The 22,139-nt window shown below is 65.3% G+C and carries 16 protein-coding genes, 1 tRNA gene and 1 pseudogene; 13 read left to right on the top strand and 5 right to left on the bottom strand.

Translation table 11 applies throughout. The annotated features are described in order from the left end of the window. The first annotated feature begins 259 nt into the window (after positions 1 to 259). The 3 genes and pseudogenes from FM113_RS07200 (at position 260) to FM113_RS18085 (ending at position 2,406) form a co-directional block, all read left to right on the top strand. A complete protein-coding gene (locus FM113_RS07200; protein WP_176387108.1) occupies positions 260 to 1,354 on the top strand; it encodes a leucine-rich repeat domain-containing protein in 1,095 nt (364 codons plus the stop codon). Between the two features lie 387 nt (positions 1,355 to 1,741). Next, positions 1,742 to 2,083, top strand: a pseudogene (locus FM113_RS18605) (helix-turn-helix domain-containing protein); the annotation flags it as partial. Between the two features lie 155 nt (positions 2,084 to 2,238). Then, positions 2,239 to 2,406: a hypothetical protein gene (locus FM113_RS18085; protein ID WP_176387107.1), complete on the top strand. Its 168-nt coding sequence runs from the start codon at positions 2,239 to 2,241 to the stop codon at positions 2,404 to 2,406. 108 nt (positions 2,407 to 2,514) lie between these two features. Here the strand turns inward: FM113_RS18085 and FM113_RS07190 are convergent, their stop codons facing one another. The 3 genes from FM113_RS07190 to FM113_RS07180 form a co-directional block, all read right to left on the bottom strand. Then, complete coding sequence (locus FM113_RS07190) at positions 2,515 to 2,748, bottom strand: hypothetical protein (protein WP_087013001.1); 234 nt, start codon at positions 2,746 to 2,748, stop codon at positions 2,515 to 2,517. 73 nt (positions 2,749 to 2,821) lie between these two features. Then, on the bottom strand, positions 2,822 to 4,780 hold the full coding sequence (locus tag FM113_RS07185) for an RCC1 domain-containing protein (RefSeq protein ID WP_176387106.1): 1,959 nt from the start codon (positions 4,778 to 4,780) through the stop codon (positions 2,822 to 2,824). Positions 4,781 to 6,269: 1,489 nt separating this feature from the next. Beyond that, a tRNA-Arg gene (locus FM113_RS07180) sits at positions 6,270 to 6,342 on the bottom strand. Between the two features lie 95 nt (positions 6,343 to 6,437). Between FM113_RS07180 and argS the strand changes: the two genes are divergently transcribed. Both argS and FM113_RS07170 read left to right on the top strand, forming a co-directional pair. Then, on the top strand, positions 6,438 to 8,108 hold the full coding sequence (argS, locus tag FM113_RS07175) for an arginine--tRNA ligase (RefSeq protein WP_087012997.1): 1,671 nt from the start codon (positions 6,438 to 6,440) through the stop codon (positions 8,106 to 8,108). Between the two features lie 49 nt (positions 8,109 to 8,157). Continuing rightward, a complete protein-coding gene (locus tag FM113_RS07170; RefSeq protein ID WP_087012995.1) occupies positions 8,158 to 8,919 on the top strand; it encodes a DUF2993 domain-containing protein in 762 nt (253 codons plus the stop codon). A gap of 27 nt (positions 8,920 to 8,946) precedes the next feature. Here FM113_RS07170 and FM113_RS07165 read toward each other — a convergent pair whose 3' ends face one another. Next, positions 8,947 to 10,383: a CdaR family transcriptional regulator gene (locus tag FM113_RS07165; protein WP_087012992.1), complete on the bottom strand. Its 1,437-nt coding sequence runs from the start codon at positions 10,381 to 10,383 to the stop codon at positions 8,947 to 8,949. A 164-nt stretch (positions 10,384 to 10,547) separates the two neighbouring features. On the opposite strand from FM113_RS07165, the gene FM113_RS07160 reads away from it, so the two are divergent. Further along, positions 10,548 to 11,645, top strand: a complete 1,098-nt coding sequence (locus FM113_RS07160) for an alcohol dehydrogenase catalytic domain-containing protein (RefSeq protein ID WP_087012990.1) — start codon at positions 10,548 to 10,550, stop codon at positions 11,643 to 11,645. Positions 11,646 to 11,683: 38 nt separating this feature from the next. After that, positions 11,684 to 13,111, top strand: a complete 1,428-nt coding sequence (locus FM113_RS07155; RefSeq protein ID WP_087012988.1) for an APC family permease — start codon at positions 11,684 to 11,686, stop codon at positions 13,109 to 13,111. Between the two features lie 82 nt (positions 13,112 to 13,193). On the opposite strand, the gene FM113_RS07150 is transcribed toward FM113_RS07155, so the two are convergent. Next, positions 13,194 to 13,940 carry a DUF981 family protein gene (locus tag FM113_RS07150; protein WP_087012986.1) on the bottom strand — a complete coding sequence of 249 codons (747 nt, stop codon included), beginning with the start codon at positions 13,938 to 13,940 and terminating at the stop codon, positions 13,194 to 13,196. Between the two features lie 299 nt (positions 13,941 to 14,239). Here FM113_RS07150 and lysA point away from each other — a divergent pair, with 299 nt between their 5' ends. From lysA to FM113_RS07120, 6 genes are all read left to right on the top strand, one after another. Then, a complete protein-coding gene (lysA, locus tag FM113_RS07145; protein WP_087012984.1) occupies positions 14,240 to 15,670 on the top strand; it encodes a diaminopimelate decarboxylase in 1,431 nt (476 codons plus the stop codon). Beyond that, entirely contained in the window at positions 15,667 to 16,977 is a 1,311-nt protein-coding gene (locus tag FM113_RS07140) for a homoserine dehydrogenase (RefSeq protein WP_087012982.1), read from the top strand. Before lysA ends, FM113_RS07140 begins: the two co-directional genes overlap by 4 nt. Further along, the gene (thrB, locus tag FM113_RS07135; RefSeq protein WP_087012980.1) at positions 16,974 to 17,909 is read left to right on the top strand and encodes a homoserine kinase; all 936 of its coding nucleotides are present in this window, start codon (positions 16,974 to 16,976) and stop codon (positions 17,907 to 17,909) included. Before FM113_RS07140 ends, thrB begins: the two co-directional genes overlap by 4 nt. A gap of 222 nt (positions 17,910 to 18,131) precedes the next feature. Further along, positions 18,132 to 20,294, top strand: coding sequence for a transcription termination factor Rho (locus tag FM113_RS07130; RefSeq protein ID WP_087012977.1), 2,163 nt, complete (start codon positions 18,132 to 18,134; stop codon positions 20,292 to 20,294). 157 nt (positions 20,295 to 20,451) lie between these two features. Further along, positions 20,452 to 21,528: a peptide chain release factor 1 gene (gene prfA, locus FM113_RS07125; protein ID WP_087012975.1), complete on the top strand. Its 1,077-nt coding sequence runs from the start codon at positions 20,452 to 20,454 to the stop codon at positions 21,526 to 21,528. Between the two features lie 39 nt (positions 21,529 to 21,567). Next, positions 21,568 to 22,107: a GNAT family N-acetyltransferase gene (locus FM113_RS07120; RefSeq protein ID WP_087013014.1), complete on the top strand. Its 540-nt coding sequence runs from the start codon at positions 21,568 to 21,570 to the stop codon at positions 22,105 to 22,107. The last annotated feature ends 32 nt before the right edge of the window (positions 22,108 to 22,139 follow it).

Below are 22,139 nucleotides of genomic sequence, written 5' to 3'. Positions count from 1 at the left end.
TCCTCACATCCACCCCTCCTCCCCGGGTGGAGGGGTGGATGGGTGGATGGGTGGAGGAGTTGAGGACAGCGGTCAAGTCTGGCCAGGGTCCAGAAAGTTTTGATTGTTCGTACGGCACGGTGTAGCTTCGAGCTATTGGTGAATCAGGCGTCGATGCTTGTCGGAGTAGATTGATCTTTTTAGGGGGAGTTGGGGCGATATGCGTCACGGAATTGCTGGAGTGCGGCGCTCCTTCGGCTGGCGGCGGAGTCAGTCATTCGTGGCTGTTCTCCTCACGCTTTCATCGCTATTCGGGATGCTGGCGTTCCCGACGCCTGCCTATGCGGACGATGAGTTCGCTGTCGGAACTCTGAGCTACCGTGTCAATGAGGCATCCCCTGGCACCGTTGCGGTCACCGGAGTGGTGCTCGAAGAGGGCTACTTCATTCAGCGTGTTCCTCCAACTGTGACCTTCGGTGGTCAGACGTACGACGTGACGGATATCGGCCCACACGCGTTCATGCAGCCCCTGTGGCATATTGAACTCAGCGATGCCACGAACCTGAAGACAATCGGCCGCTTTGCATTCGCATCGCAACCCATCAGTTCCGTGACAATCCCTGACGGTGTCACCACAATTGGAGATTACGCGTTTAATCGGACTCACTTGGAAGAGATTGTTCTTCCTGACAGCGTGACTTCGCTCGGGGTCAACGCATTCAGTTATTCCCAGCTGAAGTCAGCAGTCTTGTCGGACGGCCTCACCGAGGTCCCGGACTCTGCGTTTGTCGGGAACAAGCTCACCTCCGTGCAGATTCCTGAGGGCGTCACGAGTGTGGGCGACTACGCGTTTCAGTTCAACCAGCTGACATCAGTCGCGCTTCCCGACACCCTTTCTGAGATCGGGTTCGTCGCATTTTCCCAAAATCGATTGACCTCGATCGAGTTTCCAGAGGGTCTCTCGACAATTGGGCAGTCGGCCTTCAACGACAATGAACTGACTACGGTGACGTTTCCGCGGTCTCTCAGTCGACTGGAGTCCGCGTTCAATTTCAATCGTCTGTTGACTTCTTTTGTCTTCCTTGGGCCTATTCCTCTGGGAAGTCGGGGGGTGTTGGAAGTGGCGGAGCTCCGGCACAAGGGCAAGATCTCCCACCTCAAGGAATTCGGACCGTCGGCAGACTGGGTTGCGAGTGCAGATTGGTTGTTGGACCCCGAACAAGTCGAGCAGCTGCCGGAAACCGATGACCCTATGGACGGAACTCACAGCGCGGGCACGGTGACTCCCGCTCAATCCTCGCAGCCGGGGTCTCGCCCGTGCTGGGTGGAGGATGACGACCAGTGGTTCTGGGGTGCCTCACGCTGCGACGGGTAGCCCCGGCCTGATGCAGGTGGATTCTCGCGGTTGTTGATGAAAGTCCTCGTGGGAAACCGAGTCTGAGTGCGTGGGGCCTCAGCGGGCTTGGAGCGCATGCACCAGTTAGGAGCGGTTTAGGTGGTGAGTGCAACACCTGCCCAATCTCGAGCAGGAAGCACTCACCACTGTTGATCATCCACCCCATCGATACCTGAGTGAGAGCACTCCGCCTCCTCGCGCAAGGCCACACCACCCAGCAAATCGGGGCCATGCTCGGGCTGGTATCAAACCGTGTCGGGGTATGGGCAACACTGTCAGGCAGGACTTGCAGTATCGGGCGACGAGGCGAGCTTCGAAAGCTGAACCCCTGAGGAGTTCCCGACCACAGGACACGGGCGCCGGCTCTCCCAGATGGACCGGGCCCGTATCCAAGTCGGCATTGAAGAAGGACTCTCGATCCGGCGGATCGCGCAGATCGTTATGGCCGCCCCCTCAACAGTGTCTCGCGAGATCCAACGCGCGCAACTGTCTACACGCAGCCATACCCGCTATGACGCGCAGATCGCGCACACTCGTGCCGCGCAGCACCGCGCTCCCCCGAAATACTCCAAGCGTCACCAGTCGCCTATGTATCCCCCTGGGTTTCCTGGAGACTCAACTCAGAAGATTTCTACAAGATCTTCGGTGCTGGCAACGCCAACAAAGAACGTCTCCTCCTGCTCAAACGAAGGTGCATCTCCGAGATAGCCCTCGACTCGTCTTGTGTGGTCCCAGTGCACTCATCCCGCCGTCACAAGCTCCAGATCATCAAACCTCTCCGACCGTCCTGATTTCACTGGCCCGCGCACCTGCTGGGCCTGGCAATAGACGTTCACAGTCTCGGCGAGCGTGTTGTCGTAGCCGTGGTCAGAGTGCCGCGGTATCTGTCGATCAGGCTTCGTGGCCTTGCAGTGTTTCTCGCGGCGCACCCCCGCAACCTCGAGGATCTGCACGAGCCCGGCGACCCGGTCACGCCTGATCCCGAGGCGTCGGCCGACGACAGCGTCGTCCTTGTTCTGGGCGATGAATAGAACGAGTTGCGGTGTTTGCGGTCGAGCTCCGTCCCGAAGAACGACGCGGCGGTTTCAAGATTTCATTCGCGAGTTTGAGCTTACGGTTCTCATGCTCAAGCTCGCGGATCAGCGCATTCGCGCCTGCTCGTCGGTGGTGAATCCGGCCTTCAATCCGTCATTGATATCGGTCTGCCGGACCCCGTCACGCACCGGCTCAAGCCCGTATCCGAGTTGCTTGGATCCGCGCGTGGTCGTCCCTTGGCTGGTGCCAAGCCCGGCGAGGAGGAAGCGCAAAACCCGGACCGCTGCAGCTTTCTCCTCAACTGAGTGGCGGCGACACGTGCTTCCGTGTTGGGACATGGCTCCATTCATCATCCGCGACTCTGGAACCGGCAACACGCACAAGGCGTATCACGCAAATACGGCCTTTCAGTTAGCTGGCCCGCAACAGGAGTAGCTCGACCTCGCTGTCACCCGATGGGAGCGTGATCACGTGGCTGCCATCCTGGCGAAAATCTCCGAACCGTACCAACATTTGCCCGTACGCCTTTGAACCGGGGATCATCTTCGCCGCCCTCTCCGCGTCGACTGCGTCTGGCAACAAATAGGTCTGTAGTGATTGCGTGGGTTCCTCGCTACCGGGCGCAGGTCGAAGATCGATTGACCCCGAAATCCCGGCTGACTCGAACACCTTCTGCTCGGCACAGTAGGAGCTCGACGGCCCGTCTGGAAGGGCCAGAACAATGACGCAAATCGCCTCGCTTTGGTCACGCGCCGTCCACACTTTGTAATTCTCGTTTTCAGCGGCCAATACAACTGTGCCAGGCTTCACGCCTCCTTGGCCGACGCTACCTGCGTCAATTTCGGAAGGGAGCTGGTAGTCAGCAATGGAGTCATCCTCGGCATCCGGGTCAGCGTTTTCCTGGTCCGGGGTCTCGGTCTCGGTCTCGGTCTCGGCATCGGTCTCGGTCTCGGCATCGGTCTCGGTATCGGTATCGGCCGTGTCTTCGGAGATGCCGGAATCTGTACCCTCGGTTTCCGTTCCAGCGTCAGTGTCTGTCAGGGCATCTGTCCCGCTGGCTGCTTCCGAGGATTCTGCGTGGCGGTTGACGGGCAGAGGAATCGGGACCGGGACTGTTTGGAAGGCTGTGCTGTTGTTGCCAAGTCGTCCTGATTGGCCAGAGCCCCACCCATATAGCTTGCCGTCTGTACCTAGGGCGAACGCATGCTGGTCGCCTGCTGTGACATCGATGTACCCACCATTCGCTGTGAGCGATGGCACCTGATGTGGGATAGCTACTTTTCCCGAAGCTGCATAGCCAAGCGTTCTGCCGCCCCAGGAATACACGGAGCCGTCATAGCTGAGTCCGAGGGATACACCACTACCGGCAGCAAGCCGGGTGAATCCCACGCCCTCTGGTAGCTCAATGCGTGTAGGAACGAGAAAAGTAGCGGGGGTTGAGCCATCAGAGGCGGTGCCGCCTTGCCCGCTTGAATTTGATCCCCACGCGATCACTTCACCAGAATCCGTGAGCGCGAGCGTATGGGAGTCGGAGGTGGAACTGTTTGATACAAGCTGCACGATCCGTGCATCGCCAGGCATCGGAATCTGGGTAAATTTCGATACTTCTGACACGTTGGGCCCGAGCCCGAGCCGTCCATTTGCGTTCGACCCCATGCCCCAAACGGTTCCGTCAGCGGCAAGGCCATAGGAGGTGGAGGCGCCGGCCTCTACCTGGACAAACTGGATGCCAGCCGGGTTTTGTAGCTGCGTGGGCCTACTGATCGACGAACTGGTGCCGAGTTCTCCGTTCCAGGCGGCCCCCCACCCGTGCGCACGTCCGTTGGGGCCGAGCGCCAGCGAGTGATTGAAGCCCGCGGATACCTGGCTGAAGGCCCCGGAGGCGGGAGGGCTTATCTGAACTGGGTTCTGCGCTTGAGTCCCTCCATGTATAGACCACTGCCGAGCACCCCAACCGTAGATCTTCAAGTCGCCGCTGAGCGCAACCGTGTGGTTTCCTCCGGCCGAAACCTGGACGAAGTCCTGTGCTCCGGCGTAACCGAGCCATGTCGGTGTCAAGACATTGGTAGTTGTTCCATTTCCTACTTGACCGTTGGAATTGTGGCCCCATCCGTAGGTCAGCCACTTGTTAGTAAGGGCCATCGACTGGCCAGCGCCGGCAGAGATCTTGCCGAGTCCCGGTTTCGCGATTCGTCCTGGCACCTTGGTTTCTGTCCGTGATTGTGCGCTTGAGAAACGCTCAGGGAGGATCGTGTGCGCGCTCAGGGTGAAACCTGACGTCCACGCTTGTTGATTCAAGGTCACCGGGAACTGCGCGGTACGTTTCGGGACTGTCGCGATGGGGGCGGTCACCGTTTCCGTTATGGTCACATCCCACCCAGTCTCGGTGCGGACACTGGTCCACGATGTGGTGATTCCTGCCTCTGCCGTGGGATCAGGGAGGCGACCGGGTGTGACCGAAGACGGGAGCGAAACTGTCGTAGTGACGACATCCCCGATGCGAAGATGGAGCGTCTCTCCGTCGGTGCCCGGGTGGCTTGACACGTTCACCGTGGCATTCGTAGCGGTGCGAGCCTTGAGCCCGAGCCCGTATGCGCCAGCTGTGACATTCCAGACTGCGGGAAGGACCGCTGAGTCCTTCGGGTGAGTGCTGACGAACCGCTCAGGCAACTGGATTGTTGCCTGAAGCGTGAGCTCATCCTCAGAACGTACGCCCGGGAACTCGGTGACGATATCAAACGCTCCAGCAGGGAGGAGGAGTGCTCCAGCTGTTTCGGCGGTAACTACGCTGCGAACAACCCATTGCCCGTTCTTTGCCTGTGACGACCATGTGCGGTGAAACCCGTTGCCTGAATCGTTCGCAGGAAGCGAACTTGGCCGCGCCCCGAGGGGGAGCAGTACTTCGAGTGCAAATTCCTCGCCTTGCTCTGCGGTCAGGGGCGTCACGTCATCGGGCTGCATTAAGAAGTGAACGGTGCCAGAATCATCGCCCGGCCCAAAGCTCGCGCCGGTGGAAGGGACCGCCGCGAGTCCATACGGCCCAGCTTCGACTCGATCCGCAACCAAGAAACTGTTCCCAGTCACGATTGACGAGTCCGTCGTGACAGCACCGACCATGGTCGACGAAACCCCCAGTGCAGAGAGCATGACCGCTGCAACTAGCGCGAGCGCAAACGCGGATCGGACGGTGAGGCGACGCGCGTGTCCGGGGCCCACCACCCCCTGGAGAGCAGTGCGTGCGTTCTGTGACATGAGGGAGCCCCTTTCAGATACTCCTACTCAAGCGGCGAGGACCAGAGGCCTCACGGTTTAGCGCGTGATCTACGCAGCAGAACCGACATAGCTACGCGTGTTCGAGGGGCATGTACGCGCGAGGGAAAAGCGCGCACAGTTCGCAAGGTCGGGAAGCCAAACCGTAGGCCAGAACGCTTTTGCCACATGTCGGGTTTGGTGGAGACCAGCCGAGCGACGATCATGCGTGAGCACGCGTCGCGCACACATGTGACGTATGCACAGCCGGGGAACGTGCGAACGTAGGCGAAATCCGCACACCACTGCTCGCTCGGCAGAGTAGCAGCGAACTGCCGATTCACCAGATCCATAGGCCTGCTCGTTTCCGGGGCAGGATTTGTGGTTTGCAGCCCCGTCGCCCGTGCAGCGGAGCGCGATAGTGCTTTCTGGACTCCGTAGACGCCATAGCTGTCAGCATCACTAGTGGCGATCTGCTTGCAGAACTCGACATCACGGACCGATCGGCTCGGCCCCGAACTCGGCGAGACTGACGATGATCGTTGCCCCGAGCACCTCAGGGCAAAGAAAAAGGCTCCCACCGCCAAAGCGATGGAAGCCAGTGTTGCAGTGCCCCCGGAGGGATTCGAACCCCCGACCTACGGTACCGGAAACCGGCGCTCTATCCCCTGAGCTACGGAGGCGAGCAATTGCAACCCCGCCAGCCTAGCGCATATGACGGGGTCGCTTGCGCACTGTGCGCAGAGCCGGGCGGTTCGCGCCGCTAGACTGTGGTGTTGTGACGCCACAAGAACTCGCCTCCGCCCTTGCCCGCATCGTGACCGACATTGTTGGGGCCCGCGGCCTCGACCTCGTTGTCACGGAAGCCGACACGCAGGTGGACCGACCCAAGAACCGAGATCACGGCGATTGGGCCTCGAACGTCGCGATGAAATTCGCCAAGCGCCTGGGTGTTAACCCCCGCGAGCTTGCGCAGGAGATCGCGGCCGCCGCCGAGGGGATCGATGGCGTTGCCAAGGCCGAGGTTGCAGGGCCCGGCTTCATTAACCTCACCCTTGACGCGGCAAGCGCGGGGGAGACCGCCCGCCGCGTCGTCGAGCAGGGCGAGAACTACGGCCGCACGGACGTGCTCGCGGGTCACCGGATCAACCTCGAATTCGTGTCCGCGAACCCGACCGGCCCGCTCCACATGGGTCACACCCGCTGGGCCGCACTCGGTGATTCGACGGCACGTGTGCTGCGTGCCGCAGGTGCCGAGGTCACAAACGAGTACTACATCAACGATGCCGGCGCGCAGATGAACAAGTTTGGTCGCTCCGTGTTCGCCGCAGCGCTCGGCGAGGACGCGCCCGAGGACGCGTACCCGGGTGCGTATATTCAGTCGCTCGGGGAGCGCGTGCGGGAGCAGATCCCGAACCTGCCCGAGCTAGCCGCCGCCGACCGCGAGGCCGCGCTCGAGCAGGCGCAGGAACTCGCCTATCAGCTGCAGCTGGCGGAGATCAAGGATTCGCTGGAGCGCTTCAACGTGCACTTCGACGTCTACTACTCCGAGCGCACGCTGCACACGCCCGGCCCGGACGGGACCCCGAGCCCGATTGAGGCTGCGGTGGATCGCCTGCGCGCACAGGGCCACGTCTTTGAGGAAGACGATGCGATCTGGGTGCGCACCACAACCTTTGGTGACGACAAGGATCGCGTCTTTACTCGCGGCAACGGCATCTACACGTATTTCGCTGCGGACGCCGCCTATTACCTCGACAAGATGGATCGCGGCTTCACCGAAAAGATCTATCTGCTGGGTGCAGACCACCACGGTTACATCGGGCGCCTCACGGCAATCGCCGGTGCCGCGGGTGACGACATCGAGACCGGCATTTCCGTGCTGATCGGCCAGCTCGTGAATCTCGACGGCGCTCGCCTGTCGAAGCGTGCTGGCAACATCATCGAGCTCGATGACCTGCTCGAGTGGCTCGGCGCGGACGCACTCCGCTACTGGCTTGCACGCTACCCTGCAGATTCGCCGCTCGCACTCGACGGTGAGAAGCTGCGCAGTCGTACAAACGACAACCCCGTGTTCTACGTGCAGTACGCCCACGCGCGCACCTGCGCGGTGGATCGCAATGCGGCCACAGCAGGCTTGGAGCGCAGCGCGTTCGCTCCCGAGCTGCTCACCCACGAGACGGAGACGGATCTGCTCGGCAAACTGCAGCAGTACCCGGGCATCGTTGCGGGTGCGGCTGAGCTGCGCGAACCGCACCGCGTTGCGCGCTTCCTGGAGGAACTCGCTGCTGCGTTCAACCGCTGGTACGACAACTGCCGTGTGCTGCCCCAGGGTGAAGACCCGATCACGGATCTGCACCGGACGCGCCTGTGGCTGAACGACGCTGCGGGTCAGGTGTTGCGCAACGGCCTCGACCTGCTGGGAGTGAGCGCGCCCGAGCGGATGTAGCCGGATTTCCCGGTAGGCTCGGCGCACGATCAGTCCCGAAGGAGCGCTCATGGCACGCGGTACCCCTCGCTGGTGGAAGAAGTTGCTGGGCGTGCTTGTCGCGCTCGCGGTGCTCGCAGGGGCCGGGGAGCTCGCGCTCCGGCTGATCGTTCCCGGCGTGATCGAGAACACGGTCCGCACGCAACTGAAACTCTCCGGTGACCACCCCGTTGATGTGTCGCTGGGCGGCTCCGCGCTACTCAACGCCCTGCGGGGCGGGATCGGTGACGTTCGGGTTGGCGTGCCGGAGGCCCCGATCCGCGACGGCATCGTTGCGGACGCCGAGCTGACTGCCGGCCTCGTTCCGTTCAATCCACTGAACGGGGAGATCCGGGATGGCGACGTGCGCCTCACGGTGCCGCAGGATCAGCTCGGTCCGTTTGTGAGCCTGCTCACCAAGGGGGTCGCGACGACCGGTGAGGTGCGTGATGGGAACTTCGTGATCGGGCGGAGCATTTCCTTCCTGGGGCAGGAGATCCCGCTGACGATCTCGCTCGCGGTCAGCGTGAGCGACGGAAACATTGTGCTTGAGCCCACTCAGGTGAGCGCGGCCGGGCTCGATCTCACCGCCGAACAGATCACCCAGGCGACGGGAACACTCTTGGACCCGGTGCTGCACCCGGAACCTGTGTGTGTGCGGGATCAGCTCCCCGCGGGAGTGACGATCACTGAGATCACGCTCTCGAGCACCGGCTCCGCGATGATCGACGCCTCGCTCTCGCCCGGAATCGTGTCGGATCCCGCACAGCGCACGAAGGGCAGCTGCGAGTAACGGCGCCCGCGCCGAGCAGGGCCTGAGCTAGAGCCCCGCGGCGCGCAGGGCAAGCCAGGCGGCGGCGCGGTCGTCAGCGCGGTGCATGGCGAGCCCGGTCAACTCCTCGATCCGCCGGATCCGGGAGGCGAGCGTCTGCCGATGGATACCGAGCTGATCCGCGCTTGCGCGGTGCGCACCGTGGGTTGCGAGAAACACCTGCAGGGTGGCCCCGAGCTCGCCGTGCGATCCGGTGTGGTCGCGGAGTGGGTCGAGTACCCGCGCGATCTCTGATCCGGCGCGGTCGTCGAGCGCGGAGAAGACGAGGCTGACTGTCGATAACTCGGCGAAGTCCACGACCGGGAGATCGTCCGTGAACGCGGACTCGATGGCTTGGTGGGCTTGGGTGGCGCTCGGCGCGAGAGCGTCCGCGGGGGCGGGGGTGCCGATTCCGAGGTGCAGGCGGCGCCCGGCAACGGGGTCGAAACCGTGGACCCGTGCGGCGAGTTCGGGTGCGAGCTCGGTGCGCACAAAGCCGCGGACGCGACCCTGGATGCTCGCGAACACGTGTTCCGCACCGAGCTCATCGCACCAGCGCCGGATCAAGCGTTCCGTGTCAATCGTTCGGGTCTTCGCGCCCAGTTCGAACGCGGTGAGGTGGGACTCGTGGACGCCCCAGCGGTGCAGCAGCGCGGGGGCCTCAGGTCCGCCCGCGAGCAGCGTATCGAGCAGCGCTTCTCTGCCGAGGTGCTCCGTGAGTGACGGGTCGTGCGTGCGCAGGAGGAGGTCGAAGAGCGCTGCGGCGAGCGAGGCGAGATCGCGTGCGTGGCTCGTGCGACTGGAGCGTGTCGCGATGACGAGCCGGCCGGCGAGATCCTGATCGGAGCCGACCTGATGGGTTTGGAGCCCGTGGTGGCGCACGCGCACGGGCCGTCCCGTGGCCACGGCGATCGCGTCGGACACGTGGAGCCGGCCGGCACCGGCGCTCGCGATCACTTGTGCTTCCGGGTCGAGAAGCACCGCCCAGCCGTCGATGCGGCGGGCGAGCTCGGCGATGACGGCGGTGAGGCCGCCGCGGCGGGCAACCTGCGTCAGCACGTTCATACCCGCGGTGACCAGACGGTCCGCCGCACCGCGGTCTTCTGCGATCAGGGTGGTCAGGGTGGCGTGGAGGGCGACGCCGGAGAGCCGGGTGCCCAGGATCGCGGTCATGCCGGACGCTGCAAGTGCGGCGCGGAGGTGATCGTCCGTGAGTGGCGTCACGAACACCGCTCCGGTCAGCGCCTCGCTCGCGGGGCCGCCAGCGTCAAGTCGTGCAAGAAGCTCCTGATCAGACCCCGTAATAAGGGTGGCGTAGTTGGGGTTGCCGACGACAACGTAGGAGGAGATATCCGTGACGCCGTCGACGGGCGTGCGGGCGTCCAAGCGCGCCTCGGCACACTCCCCGCCGACAGCGCGGACCACGGCAGCAAGATCCAAAGCCATCCATCGAGTGTACCAAGTGGTGATCTGGGTATCTGGGATTCATCGCCTGGTCCGGTGACACGGGCCGGTTTCGTCCGTAGCATCGCTTCAGTCGCGTGCGCCGCACGAGCAACAGCCGGTTGGCCGCGCGACCCGAGTAACTCGAACAACGAAGGAGTTTTCCCATGAAGGCTGTGGTGTTCCGCGATCCGGAGACCCGCGTCGAGGTCGCTCAGGTCGACCTTGCTGCCCCCAAGGCCGGAGAGGTTCGCGTCAAGATTGCCGCCGCTGGTGTCTGCCACTCTGATCTGCATGTCAAGCGTGGCGAGTGGGAAGCCCCCGCACCGATGGTGATGGGGCACGAGGGCTCGGGCGTCGTCGTCGAGCTGGGCGAGGGTGTCACCTCCCTGGCCGTCGGCGACCATGTCGTACTGAGCTGGGTACCGCCGTGTGGCGAGTGCCGGCACTGCCTGCAGGGCCACGAAGCGCGGTGCCAGAAGGTCGCCACGGTCGTAGCGCCCCAGGGCGTGCTGTTTGACGGCACCTCGCGGCTTTCGCTGGGCGAGGAACAGATCCATCACTACCTCGGCGTCTCGTCCTTCGCGGAGGAGGTCGTGGTGCCGGCCTCCGGCGCAATCAAGGTGCGCGATGACGCGCCGCTCGACGTCATCGCCGTTGTGGGGTGCGCAGTTGCCACCGGCGTCGGTGCTGTGCTGAACACCGCGGCGGTCGAGCCCGGTGCCACCGTCGCAGTGATCGGCTGTGGCGGCGTGGGCCTCAACGTGGTGCAGGGCGCCAAGCTCGCGGGTGCCGAGCGCATCATCGCGATCGACGTTGTGGCGGAGAAGACGACGATGGCGCTGCAGTTCGGCGCCACCGACCGGATCGACGCGTCTGAGCGCGATGCAGTGGAGCAGCTGTTCGAGCTCATCCCGGATGGCGTTGACTACGCGTTCGACGCGATCGGCCGCACAATCACCACCGAGCAGGCGATTCAGATGCTTGGGCTCGGCGGTGCCGCGGTGATCGTGGGGCTGCCCCCGACAGGTGCGCGCGCCTCCTTCGAACCGCTCGTGCTCGCGGAGGCGGATCAGCGCATCCTAGGGTCCAACTACGGCTCGGTGCGGCCCTCGATTGACATCCCCGCGCTTGTTGACCGCTACATGGACGGCCAGCTCAAACTGGATCCGCTCATTTCGGGCCGCCGCCCGCTCGACGAAGCGGCCGAGGCACTCGACGACCTCGAGGCCGGCGGAGTGCTTCGCACCCTCCTGATCCCGTAATCCATCACTCAACGCAGAGAAAAGACCCTTGAACTGACATGACTCAGACAACCGAACGCAAGGTCGACGCCGGCCTCCGCGAGGGGGTGATGTCCGGGCCCGAACTTGCGGCCCAGGCAATCGCCAACATCGCGCCGAGCGCCGTCATCGCCTTCACCGCCGCCTCGATTTTCCTCGGGGCAGGCAACGGCACGATGTTCGCATTTGTGCTCGCCACAATCGTGATCCTCTGTGTCGGCTACATCATCTCGATGTTTGCGCGCCGTCACGCCTCCGCCGGATCGCTCTACACGTACGTGTCGAAGGGGCTGGGGCCGACAGGCGCATTCGCCGCGGGAACGGCGCTGCTCATCGGATCCTGGGGCATCGCAGCCGGTTCGCTCGGCGGCGCCGTGTCCTATATGTCGGATCTGCTGCGGATCTTCGGCATTCACAGCGCCGACAGCACGGGTTGGCTGATCGGCCTCGCGGTTGTCATCGGTGGCCTCGCGACCTTCTTCACAATTCGCGGGATCCGGATCTCCGCCCGAGTTTCGTTGGTGCTGGAGCTTGCCTCTGTCGCGATCATCCTGGTGCTGCTGGTGACCGCGCTTGTGTGGCTCGGCCCGGACGCGTGGGATCCCGCCCAGTTCTCGTTTGAGGGCGTGCCGTTCCAGGGCGTTGCCGCGGGTATGGTGCTCGGTATTCTCGGCTTTGTCGGGTTCTCTTCCGCGGATGCGCTCGGCCGCGAGGCGCGCAACCCGCACACCGCGATCCCGCGCGCCATCATGTGGAGCGCCGTTGTTGTGGGCGTGCTCTACGTGTTCGCGGCGTACACCCAGATCGCGGTGCTCGGCGATGACCTCGGCACTGTGGCGAGCCCGCTGCAGGCAATCAACGAGCGCATCGGTATGCCGGGCTGGTTTGCCCCCGTGCTTGTGTTCGGCGTTGCAGCTTCGTTCTTCGCCGTAGTTGTTGCGCCGCTGAACGTTGTGGGGCGCATCGTGTACGTGATGGGCAAGGAGGGCATCATGCCCGAGCGCTTTGGCCGCACGCACGAGCAGCACCTCACGCCGCACCGCGTTTTGCTGATCGCCGGCCCCGCCGCGATTGTGCTCGATGTCATCCTGCTGCTCGCTGGCACACACCCGATGGACATCGTGGTGTGGGTGGACACCTACGGCACCTACGGGTACATGGTCGCGTACGCCCTCGTCGCCATCGCCGGAGTGGTGTACACGACGCGGGCCGGGATCCCGAACCGACTCGTGTGGCTCTGTGCCGTCGTCGCCGTCGTGGCAATGGGATACGTGTTCTTCGCAAACGTGTGGCCTGTCCCGGTGTTCCCGATCAACGTGATCCCGTACCTGTTCGCGGCGACAATGCTGGCGGCGTTCCTGCGCTTTTGGTGGGTGAAGCGAAATCGCCCTGAGGTCCTGGCGCGCGTGGGCAACACGCACACCGAGATGCTGGAGGGCGTGGGGTAACCGCGTTCCCCGCATCAGTCACAACGGCGGGTCGGCCACACACTGTGTGGCCGACCCGCCGTTGCGGTGTATCCGACCGGAATTACTGCATCGTGTTCACAATCAGGCCGATGTGAGTGTAGAAGTTCATCGCGCCGAACAGCAGGAAGATGATGCCGGTGATCAGCCACAGCCAGCCAACGAGCTTCGCGGCACCGGAGAGCGGCCGCTGGGAGGAGAATCCGCGGAGTGCCGCGGGGAAGAGTACTGCCCCGAGGCCGATGAGCGCGAAGAGCAGGGACATGAAGGTCGCCTCGATCGCGGGGAAGTCTGCAACGATGCCTGAGATCGGCTCATCCGCCGGTGCGGCAAAGAGCTGGAATAGGAGCCCGGCGAGCGCAATACCAAAGAGCGCGAGCCCCAGTCCGACGATAAAGATGCCAAGTGGCTTGGCAATGGCGGCGGCCTCGGCGGCGCGATCCTCCGCGTTGACGATCTGATCTCCGCGCTTCCACAGGAAGAGCGCTGCCGCCAGGAGGAGAACGCCGAGCCCGAGGCTCGTCTCCCCGAAGACGATGTTGTCGAACGGGAAGTACATCGCGAACGGCCACACGAGTGTCATGTGCAGGCCGGTCGTGGTGAGAATGAAGCCGAGTACTCCGGCGGTCAGCGCCCAGCCCTCGGCCCGGAAGTCCGTGTCCTTGATCAGGGCGCGCCCCAGCATGAACATGAAGATGAGGCCCGCACCGGCAGCGATGGCCATGATTGTGTTGTACGTCGGCATCTGCGTCCAGTCAATGACCAGACCGGTGTCGCGCCCCTTGAAGAAGTCTTCGATGAAACCGTCCATGACTCGTTCCCCTTTACGCATCGGTTCCTGCGGGAGCGCCCGAGCAGAGTACCCCGGCGTCTCCTGAGACCGATCGTCGCACAGAATTAGAAAAATCTGGGGGTTTGCTGTGTGGGAATTTCAGCCTGTCACACTGCGCAACGGGCATACGCCGCACGCTAAGCTGGACGGGTTCGTTCTGAGCAGCATGCTCCGTTCGCACGGCTTCAGGGCCCAATCCGGGTCCGCTCGCCACGCGCTGCCCGTTGCAGCGCCGCGAGCGCAGACGACCACGACGTATCCCACCCCAGGAGCCCCAGATGGACACCACCAACACGATCGACCCGCGCGTCTTTCCCCCGACCGCCCGCCGCGGCAGTTCCTGCGGCGAGCTCAAGCTCGGCGAGATCCGGGCCACTGCGCTGACGGCGGAGTTCGGCTCCCCGCTCTATGTGGTTGACGAGGACGCCGCTCGCGCCCGCGCCGTTGAGGTGCGCACCGCCCTGCAGCGCGAGGCCGCGCGCATCGGCACAGCCGCCACCGTCTACTACGCGACCAAGGCGTTCCTCTGCATCGAAGTGGCGCGCTGGATGGCCGAAGAGGGGCTCGCGATTGATGTGGCCAGCGGGGGAGAGCTCGCGGTGGCGCTCGCCGCGGGCGTCGACCCCGCCCTGATCGGCTTCCACGGCAACAACAAGTCCGAGGCCGAGATCGCGCGAGCTGTCGCCGCGGGCGTGGGCACAATCATCCTCGACAGCGAGTGGGAAACCGAGCGCGTGGCGCGTGCCGCCGCGGCGGCCGGGGTGCAGCAGCGGGTGCGCCTCCGGGTGAACAGCGGCGTGCACGCTTCCACCCACGATTTCCTCGCCACCTCGCACGAGGACCAGAAGTTTGGGCAGCCGCTCGCGGAGGCCCCGCGCCTCGTGAGTGACATTTTGCAGCACGAGTCGCTCGATTTCGTTGGTCTGCACTGCCACATCGGCTCGCAGATCTTTGCGACCGACGGTTTCCGCGAGTCCGCCCGTCGGCTGCTCGGTGTGTACCCGGAGCTCGCACGCCTCACCGGGCGCGACATTCCGGAGTTGAACCTCGGCGGTGGCTTCGGCATCGCCTATACGAGCGCCGCCGCGGACGAGGCCCCCGCGATCGCGGACGTGGCACGCGAGCTCGCGGACATCGTCGCTGAGACCGCGGCTGAGGCCGGGATCGCAGTGCCACACCTGGCCTTCGAGCCGGGCCGCGGCATCATCGGGCAGGCGGGAGTGACGCTGTACACAGTCGGCACCACGAAGACCGTGCAACTCGCGGGCAGCGATGCAGCGGCGGATCCGGCGGATCTCGGCTTCAGCGAGCGGCTCTACGTGAGCGTCGACGGCGGCATGAGCGACAACGCACGCCCCGCCCTCTACGGTGCCGACTACCAGGTCCGCATCGCGAACCGGGCGAGCGACGCGGCTCCGGCGCTGGTGCGCGTCGTCGGCAAGCACTGCGAGTCTGGCGACATCGTCGTGCAGCGCGATGTGCTCCCGGGCGATGTCCGGCCCGGCGACACCCTCGCGGTCGCCGCGACAGGCGCCTACTGCTGGGCGCTCGCGAGCAACTACAACTACGTGCCCCGGCCCCCGGTCGTGGCGATTTCTGGCGGCTCAGCCCGCATCATCGTGCGCGGTGACACTGAGGCGGAACTCCTCGCGAAGAGTGTCCAGGACGCACCCGTATTTACCCCCACCACGAACGGAGCAACCAAGTGAACGGATACCGCGATCTCCGCGTTGCGCTGCTGGGCTGCGGCTCGGTCGGCGCGCAGACGGCCAGACTCATCCTCGAACACGGGGAGGAACTTGCCGCCCGCATCGGGGCGCGGCTGACGCTCGCCGGCATCGCGGTGCGCGACGTGAACGCGAAGCGCGACGTCGAGCTGCCGCAGGAACTCTTCACGACCGACGCCGAGCGTCTCGTGCAGAGCGCCGACATCGTGATTGAGCTGATGGGTGGCATTGAGCCGGCCCGCACGCTGATCCTGCAGGCGCTGCAGGGCGGTGCCGACGTGGTCACCGCGAACAAGGCTCTCATCGCCGAGCATGGCCGCGAGCTCGCGGACGCCGCCGAGCAGGTGGGTGCCCAGCTGTCCTACGAAGCTGCCGTCGCTGCCGCCATCCCGATCCTGCGCCCGCTGCGCGAAAGCCTCGCGGGAGACCACATCACGCGCGTGCTGGGGATCGTGAACGGTTCCACGAACTACATCCTCGACCGGATGGACCGCTTCGGCGATAGCGCCGAAGATGCCATGCGGGTCGCCGCGGAGCTCGGCTACTTGGAAGCCGATCCCACGCTCGATGTTGAGGGCTTCGATGCCGCGCAGAAAGCGACGATCCTCGCGAGCATCGCTTTCCACACCGAGATGCCGGTCGAGTCGGTCCACCGCGAAGGTATCTCGAACATCACACTCGCGCAGATTGAGGCCGCGAAGCACGCGGGCTACGTCATCAAGCTGCTCGCGATCGCCGAGCGCATCACGTCGAGTGACGGCGTCGCGGGAGTGTCGGCCCGAGTCTACCCGGCGCTGATCCGCCGCGATCACCCGCTCGCCGCGGTCTATGGCGGGAAGAACGCGGTGTTCGTGGAGGCGGAAGCCGCCGGCGAACTCATGTTCTACGGCGCGGGCGCGGGCGGGGCAGAGACCGCGTCAGCCGTGCTCGGTGATCTTGTGTCGGCCGCGCGCCGCCACGTCATCGGCGGCCCCGGGATCCCGGGCTCGCTGCACGCGGAGCTCCCGATTCTCCCCGTGGGCGAGGTCAACACGGCCTATCAGGTGATGCTTGACGTGCACGATCAGCCGGGTGTTCTCGCGGGTATCGCGGGCATTCTCGCCGAGCACGGGGTATCGGCGGCAAGCGTTGAACAGACAGTGTCTCAGGACCAGGAGGGCCGCGCCGCCCTCGTCATCGGCACCCACGTGGCTCGCGAAGCCGACTTGGCTGCGATGGTCGAGGCCCTGCGCGCCTCGGACCTCGTGCTCGAGGTCACCAGCGTGCTGCGGCTCGAGGGCAACGCATGAGCGGCGCAGCGACTCGCGCCGTCCGCGTTCACGTCCCGTCGACGAGCGCCAACCTCGGCCCCGGCTTCGACACGCTCGGTATCGCCCTCGCCTACGGCGACGACCTGACCGCGGTGACGCGCCCGGAGCCCGGCGCGACCGTCAGCGTGACCGGCGTTGGCGCGGGGGAGGTCCCGACGGATGCCTCGAACCTCGTGGTGCGCTCCGCCGCGCACGTGTACGAGCGCCTGGGCCGGGAACTGCCCGGCCTCAACCTCGACGCCACCAACCGGATCCCGCACGGCCGAGGCATGGGGTCCTCGGGTTCTGCAATCGTCGCGGGCGTGATGATCGCCGCGGGCCTGCTCGCGAGCGACCCTGCATCGCCCGTCGAACTCACCGAGGCACAGCTGCTTGCGTTTGCGACCGAGCTTGAGGGTCATCCCGATAACGTGGCCCCCGCGCTCTTCGGCGGGCTCACGATCGCGTGGTCGACCGATGACGGCCCGCAGTTTAAGCGCCTTCTTGTGCACCGCGGTGTTGCACCGCTTGTGCTTGTGCCGAGCTTTACGATGTCCACGGAGCTCGCACGCAGCTTGCAGCCGGAGCAGGTGCCGCACGAGGATGCCGTATTCAACGTGTCGCGCTCGGCGTTGCTCATTGCAGCGTTGACCCAGAGCCCGGAACTCCTCATGCAGGCCACCGAGGACCGGCTGCACCAGGACTACCGCGGTGATGCGATGCCCGCCACGCGTGACCTGATCCGTGAGCTGCGCGCCGCCGGCCATCCGGCTGTCGTTTCCGGTGCTGGCCCGTCGATCCTGGTGCTTTCGCCGGGCCCCGCGGAGCGGCAGGCTGCGGCGGATCTTGTCGCTCAGGCACACCCGGATTGGCGTGTGCTCCTCCTCGCAGTGGACACCAAGGGTGCTACAGTGGAGGAGATCCCCGCGTAGTCGGCGCACTCATCGAGTGCGTCGGATGCCCGCGGCCGGGATGGTTTCGGTGTGAGTTCCTCGGAGCTCGCAACCGTCACACCTTTGTGGCCGCGGAGTGTGGATCGTTTTCCTCACCGTGACGCGAGTGTCCGGTGATCCCGACGCACATGATGTGCACCCTCTCGGGAGCGCGTGGCCTTGAGTGCCCGCGGTTCCTGCGGAGTTCCGAAAGGAAGAAACGTGGAATCCAACGTAGAAGACCAGAACACTCCCGCCGCAAGCGAGGAAACGCCGGCTCCGCGCCGTCGCGCCTCGCGTCGTGTCAGCGCAGCCGCTGGCGCAACGGCGGAGGCGGCGGCCGTCCTCGCTGCACCCGCAGCGGAGACACCCGCCCCTGAGACCACAGTGGCCCCTGCTGCTGAGGCCCCTGCTGTTGAGGCAGCCGTTGCCGAGGCACCCGTTGCCGAAGCCGAGGCCGCGCCGAAGAAGCGCGCGACTCGGAGCCGCAAGAAGGCTGAGCCTGCTGAGGCGCCCGCTGCTGAGGGCACCGAGGCACCCGCCGCAGACACCGCTGTCGCTGAGGCACCCGCTGCTGAAGCCGAGGCTGCGCCGAAGAAGCGCGCGACTCGGAGCCGCAAGAAGGCTGAGCCTGTCGAGGTAGCCGTCGCTGAGAGCACCGAGGTGCCCGCGGCTGACGCCACAACGACCGAAGCCCCCGCCGCCGAGGCCCCCGTTGAGGCCCCCGCCGAGCCGGTGAAGCGCACCCGGAGCCGCCGTGCCAAGACCGAGCCCACGGATGCCGCAGCGGCCTCGGCGAGCACGGACCAGGCTCCCGCTGCTCAGGCTGAGACCGCCGTCGACGCGTCGGCAACCGCTGCCCAGGGCGAGACGGCCGCAGCAGGTGCTGCCCAGGCGGACGCCGTGAAGCCCGATGCCGACGCCACGAAGAGCGACGCAGCTGGCGAGTCCGAGAAGCCGAACCGCAACCGCCGTGCACGCGGCCGTGGCGCAAAGGCCGAGACCTCTGAGGCCGCAGAACAGACCGAGCAGGACACGGACTCCGAGGAGTCCGGTCGCGGTCGTGGTCAGTCGCAGAACGGCGAGAAGAACCGCCAGAACAATGGCCAGAACGGCCAGAACAACGGGCAGAACGGTCAGGGCTCGCAGAACGGCCCGGCAGACAAGAATGGCGCGGAAAACTCGAGCCGCTCGAGCCGCACCCGGCAGCGCGACCGTAAGCGTCGCGGATCCGGCGATGATCTCGAGCCGGAGCTCACCGAGGACGACGTCCTGTTGCCCATCGCTGGCATCCTCGACGTGCTCGACAACTACGCTTTTGTGCGCACCAGCGGCTACCTCCCGGGTACGAGCGATGTGTACGTATCGCTCGGTCAGGTGAAGAAGTACGGCCTGCGCCGCGGTGACGCGGTTGTTGGCGCGATCCGCCAGCCCCGCGAGGGCGAGTCGGGCAGCCGCCAGAAGTACAACGCCATCGTGAAGATCGATGCCGTCAACGGGCGCACGCTCGAGGAGACCGAGAACCGGGTTGAGGCCGCTGATCTGACGCCGATCTACCCCGACACGCGCCTGCGCCTCGAGGGCACGCCCACCGCGGCGCTCGGTCGCGCGATCGACCTCGTGGCGCCGATCGGACTGGGCCAGCGCGGACTGATCGTCCTCCCCGCACGCACCGCGGGTGCCCCGATCCTCACCGAGCTTGCCGAAGCGGTCCGGGCGAACGCGCCCGAGGCACACCTGATGCTCGTGCTCGCTGACGCACAGCCCGAGGACGTCACCCACCTTGAGCGCACGGTGCGCGGCGAGGTCGTCGCGGCCTCCTTCGACCGTCCGGCCGAGGACCAGGCCACTGTCGCCGAGCTCTCGATTGAGCGTGCGAAGCGGATGCTGGAATTGGGCCACGACGTTGTCGTGCTGATCGATTCGCTCAACCGCTTCGCTCGTGCGTACGCGCAGGCACAGCACGGTCAGGCACGACCGGCTCACGACGAAATCGATGAGTTCGCGCTCGGTCAGATCATGAAGCTGCTCGCCGCGGCTCGGAACGTGGAGAACGGTGGCTCGCTCACCATCCTCGCGACCGCGCAGCACGGCACCGGATTGCCCGCGGATCAGACCCTGCTCCGCGAAGCGCGCCGCGTCGCGAACAGCGAGATCCGCATCGGTAAGACCCGCGCGGGCGTCGCCCCGATCGTCACACTCGCGAAGTCGCGCACGGCGAACACAACCGCCATGCTGAGCGCTGACGAGGCGAACGTGCTGGGCCTGCTGCGCGAGGCGCTGCAGGACGACGACGCCGAGCATAAGCTGACGAAGCGCATCCGTGAGACCGCGTCGAACGCCGCCCTCCTCGCCGAGGTGCAGCGCGCCGGCGGCCTCTCCTAACCGCATCCCCGCGCTCCGCGACTTGTCACGGGTCTGTCCCGTCATCCTGCGCGCGCGGAGCTTTCCGCGGAGTCTGGCCAGTGGGCCGGGCTCCGCGGATTCGGCCACTTCACGGCCGGAGCGCAGGATGCTGAGTTTTTGATCACCCGGAGGAAACATGTTCGAACAGGTCGCGGGACTGCTCGCAGAGCACGCGCAGTTGCAGGAAGACCTCGCCGATCCGGCGCTGCACGCCGATGCGGCGCGCGCCAAGAAGGTGAACCGGCGCTACGCCGAACTCAGCAAGATCAAGGCTGCGCACGAGCACTGGATCCAGCTCGGGAGCGATCTCGAAGCCGCTCGCGAACTCGCGCGTGAAGACGAGGCATTTGCCGAAGAAATCCCGGACCTCGAAGCGGGCCTCGCCGAAGCACAAGAAAAGGTGCGCCGGCTCCTGATCCCGCGCGACCCCGACGACGCCCGAGACGTCATCCTCGAAATCAAAGGCGGCGAGGGCGGGGCCGAATCGGCGCTGTTCGGTGCCGACCTGCTTCGCATGTACATGTACTACGCGGAGTCCAAGGGCTGGAAAACCGAGATCCTCGAGAAGGACGAAAGCGACCTCGGTGGGTACAAAAACGTGCAGGTCGCGATCAAAGCGAACCCGAGCGATCCGTCGCAGGGTGCCTGGGCGCACCTCAAGTACGAGGGCGGTGTGCACCGCGTGCAGCGCGTCCCCGTCACCGAATCACAGGGTCGGATCCACACCTCGACCACCGGTGTGCTCGTCTACCCCGAGGTCGACGAACCCGAAGAGGTCGAGATCCACCAGAACGATCTGAAGATCGACGTCTACCGGTCCTCGGGCCCCGGCGGCCAGTCGGTGAACACCACAGACTCCGCCGTGCGCATCACTCACCTGCCCACCGGTATCGTCGTGGCCATGCAGAACGAGAAGTCGCAGCTGCAGAACCGCGAGGCCGGCATGCGCGTGCTCCGCGCGCGGATCCTCGCGCGGCAGCAGGAGGAGAAGGCCGCTGAAGCGAGCGCCCACCGCTCCAGCCAGATCCGTACGATGGATCGCTCAGAGCGCATCCGCACGTACAACTTCCCGGAAAACCGCATTGCGGATCACCGGACCGGGTTCAAGGCCTACAACCTCGACCACGTGATGAACGGCGCACTCGATCCCGTGATCGAGTCCTGCATCCGTATGGACGAGGAATCGCGACTGGCGGCACTCGGCCAGCAGTAGGTGGTGCGGGGACCCACGACTGCGCAGTACGCTGAGGGAATGACCGAAACTCAGCTGCCCATCGTGGGCCCCCTTGTCACGCTCCGCGCCCCTCGGCAGGACGACCTCGCACCGCTCACCGCGATCCTGGCAGAGCCCGAGGTCGCGCTCTGGTGGGTCGGCTACACCCCGGAACGGATCCAGTCCGAGTTCATCGATGAACCCGGTACGACACGCGTTATTGAGGTCGAGGGGGAGTGCGCGGGCGTGCTCGTGGTGCTGCGTGGCGCAGACCCCGAATACCCGACGACAGTGATGCACATCTTCATCGGCACGCGTTTCCGCGGTCGCCGCATCGGCGAAGAGGCTCTCGCGCTCGGCATCCGGGCCGAGTTCGCGGCGGGGATCAGCCGCATCACGCTCGACCCGAACATCAATAACGAGGGTGTGATTCGGAGCTACGAGCGTCTCGGCTTCAAGCGCGTGGGAGTGTTCCGCGATTACCAGGTGCGCCCCGGCGGCCACCTCGAGGACGCCATGTTCCTGGATCTCACCCGCAGCGACTTCCCTGACGGCCCGCCGCTCCCGCCGCGCGACTAGCACGCAACGCTGATCGGGGTGCCCGGCGCGCG

It is taken from the genome of Leucobacter sp. 7(1) (assembly GCF_900163635.1).
GTDB lineage: Bacteria > Actinomycetota > Actinomycetes > Actinomycetales > Microbacteriaceae > Leucobacter.
This window is presented reverse-complemented; position numbering and strand designations above follow the sequence as displayed.

Excerpts from the sequence above, each read along its gene's own strand:
- FM113_RS07165 (WP_087012992.1), bottom strand. The coding sequence starts at position 10,383 with ATGGCTTTGGATCTTGCTGCCGTGGTCCGCGCTGTCGGCGGGGAGTGT.
- FM113_RS07150 (WP_087012986.1), bottom strand. The coding sequence starts at position 13,940 with ATGGACGGTTTCATCGAAGACTTCTTCAAGGGGCGCGACACCGGTCTG.
- FM113_RS07170 (WP_087012995.1), top strand. The coding sequence starts at position 8,158 with ATGGCACGCGGTACCCCTCGCTGGTGGAAGAAGTTGCTGGGCGTGCTT.
- FM113_RS07155 (WP_087012988.1), top strand. The coding sequence starts at position 11,684 with ATGACTCAGACAACCGAACGCAAGGTCGACGCCGGCCTCCGCGAGGGG.
- FM113_RS07120 (WP_087013014.1), top strand. The coding sequence starts at position 21,568 with ATGACCGAAACTCAGCTGCCCATCGTGGGCCCCCTTGTCACGCTCCGC.
- lysA (WP_087012984.1), top strand. The coding sequence starts at position 14,240 with ATGGACACCACCAACACGATCGACCCGCGCGTCTTTCCCCCGACCGCC.
- FM113_RS07160 (WP_087012990.1), top strand. The coding sequence starts at position 10,548 with ATGAAGGCTGTGGTGTTCCGCGATCCGGAGACCCGCGTCGAGGTCGCT.
- prfA (WP_087012975.1), top strand. The coding sequence starts at position 20,452 with ATGTTCGAACAGGTCGCGGGACTGCTCGCAGAGCACGCGCAGTTGCAG.
- thrB (WP_087012980.1), top strand. The coding sequence starts at position 16,974 with ATGAGCGGCGCAGCGACTCGCGCCGTCCGCGTTCACGTCCCGTCGACG.
- FM113_RS07190 (WP_087013001.1), bottom strand. The coding sequence starts at position 2,748 with ATGTCCCAACACGGAAGCACGTGTCGCCGCCACTCAGTTGAGGAGAAA.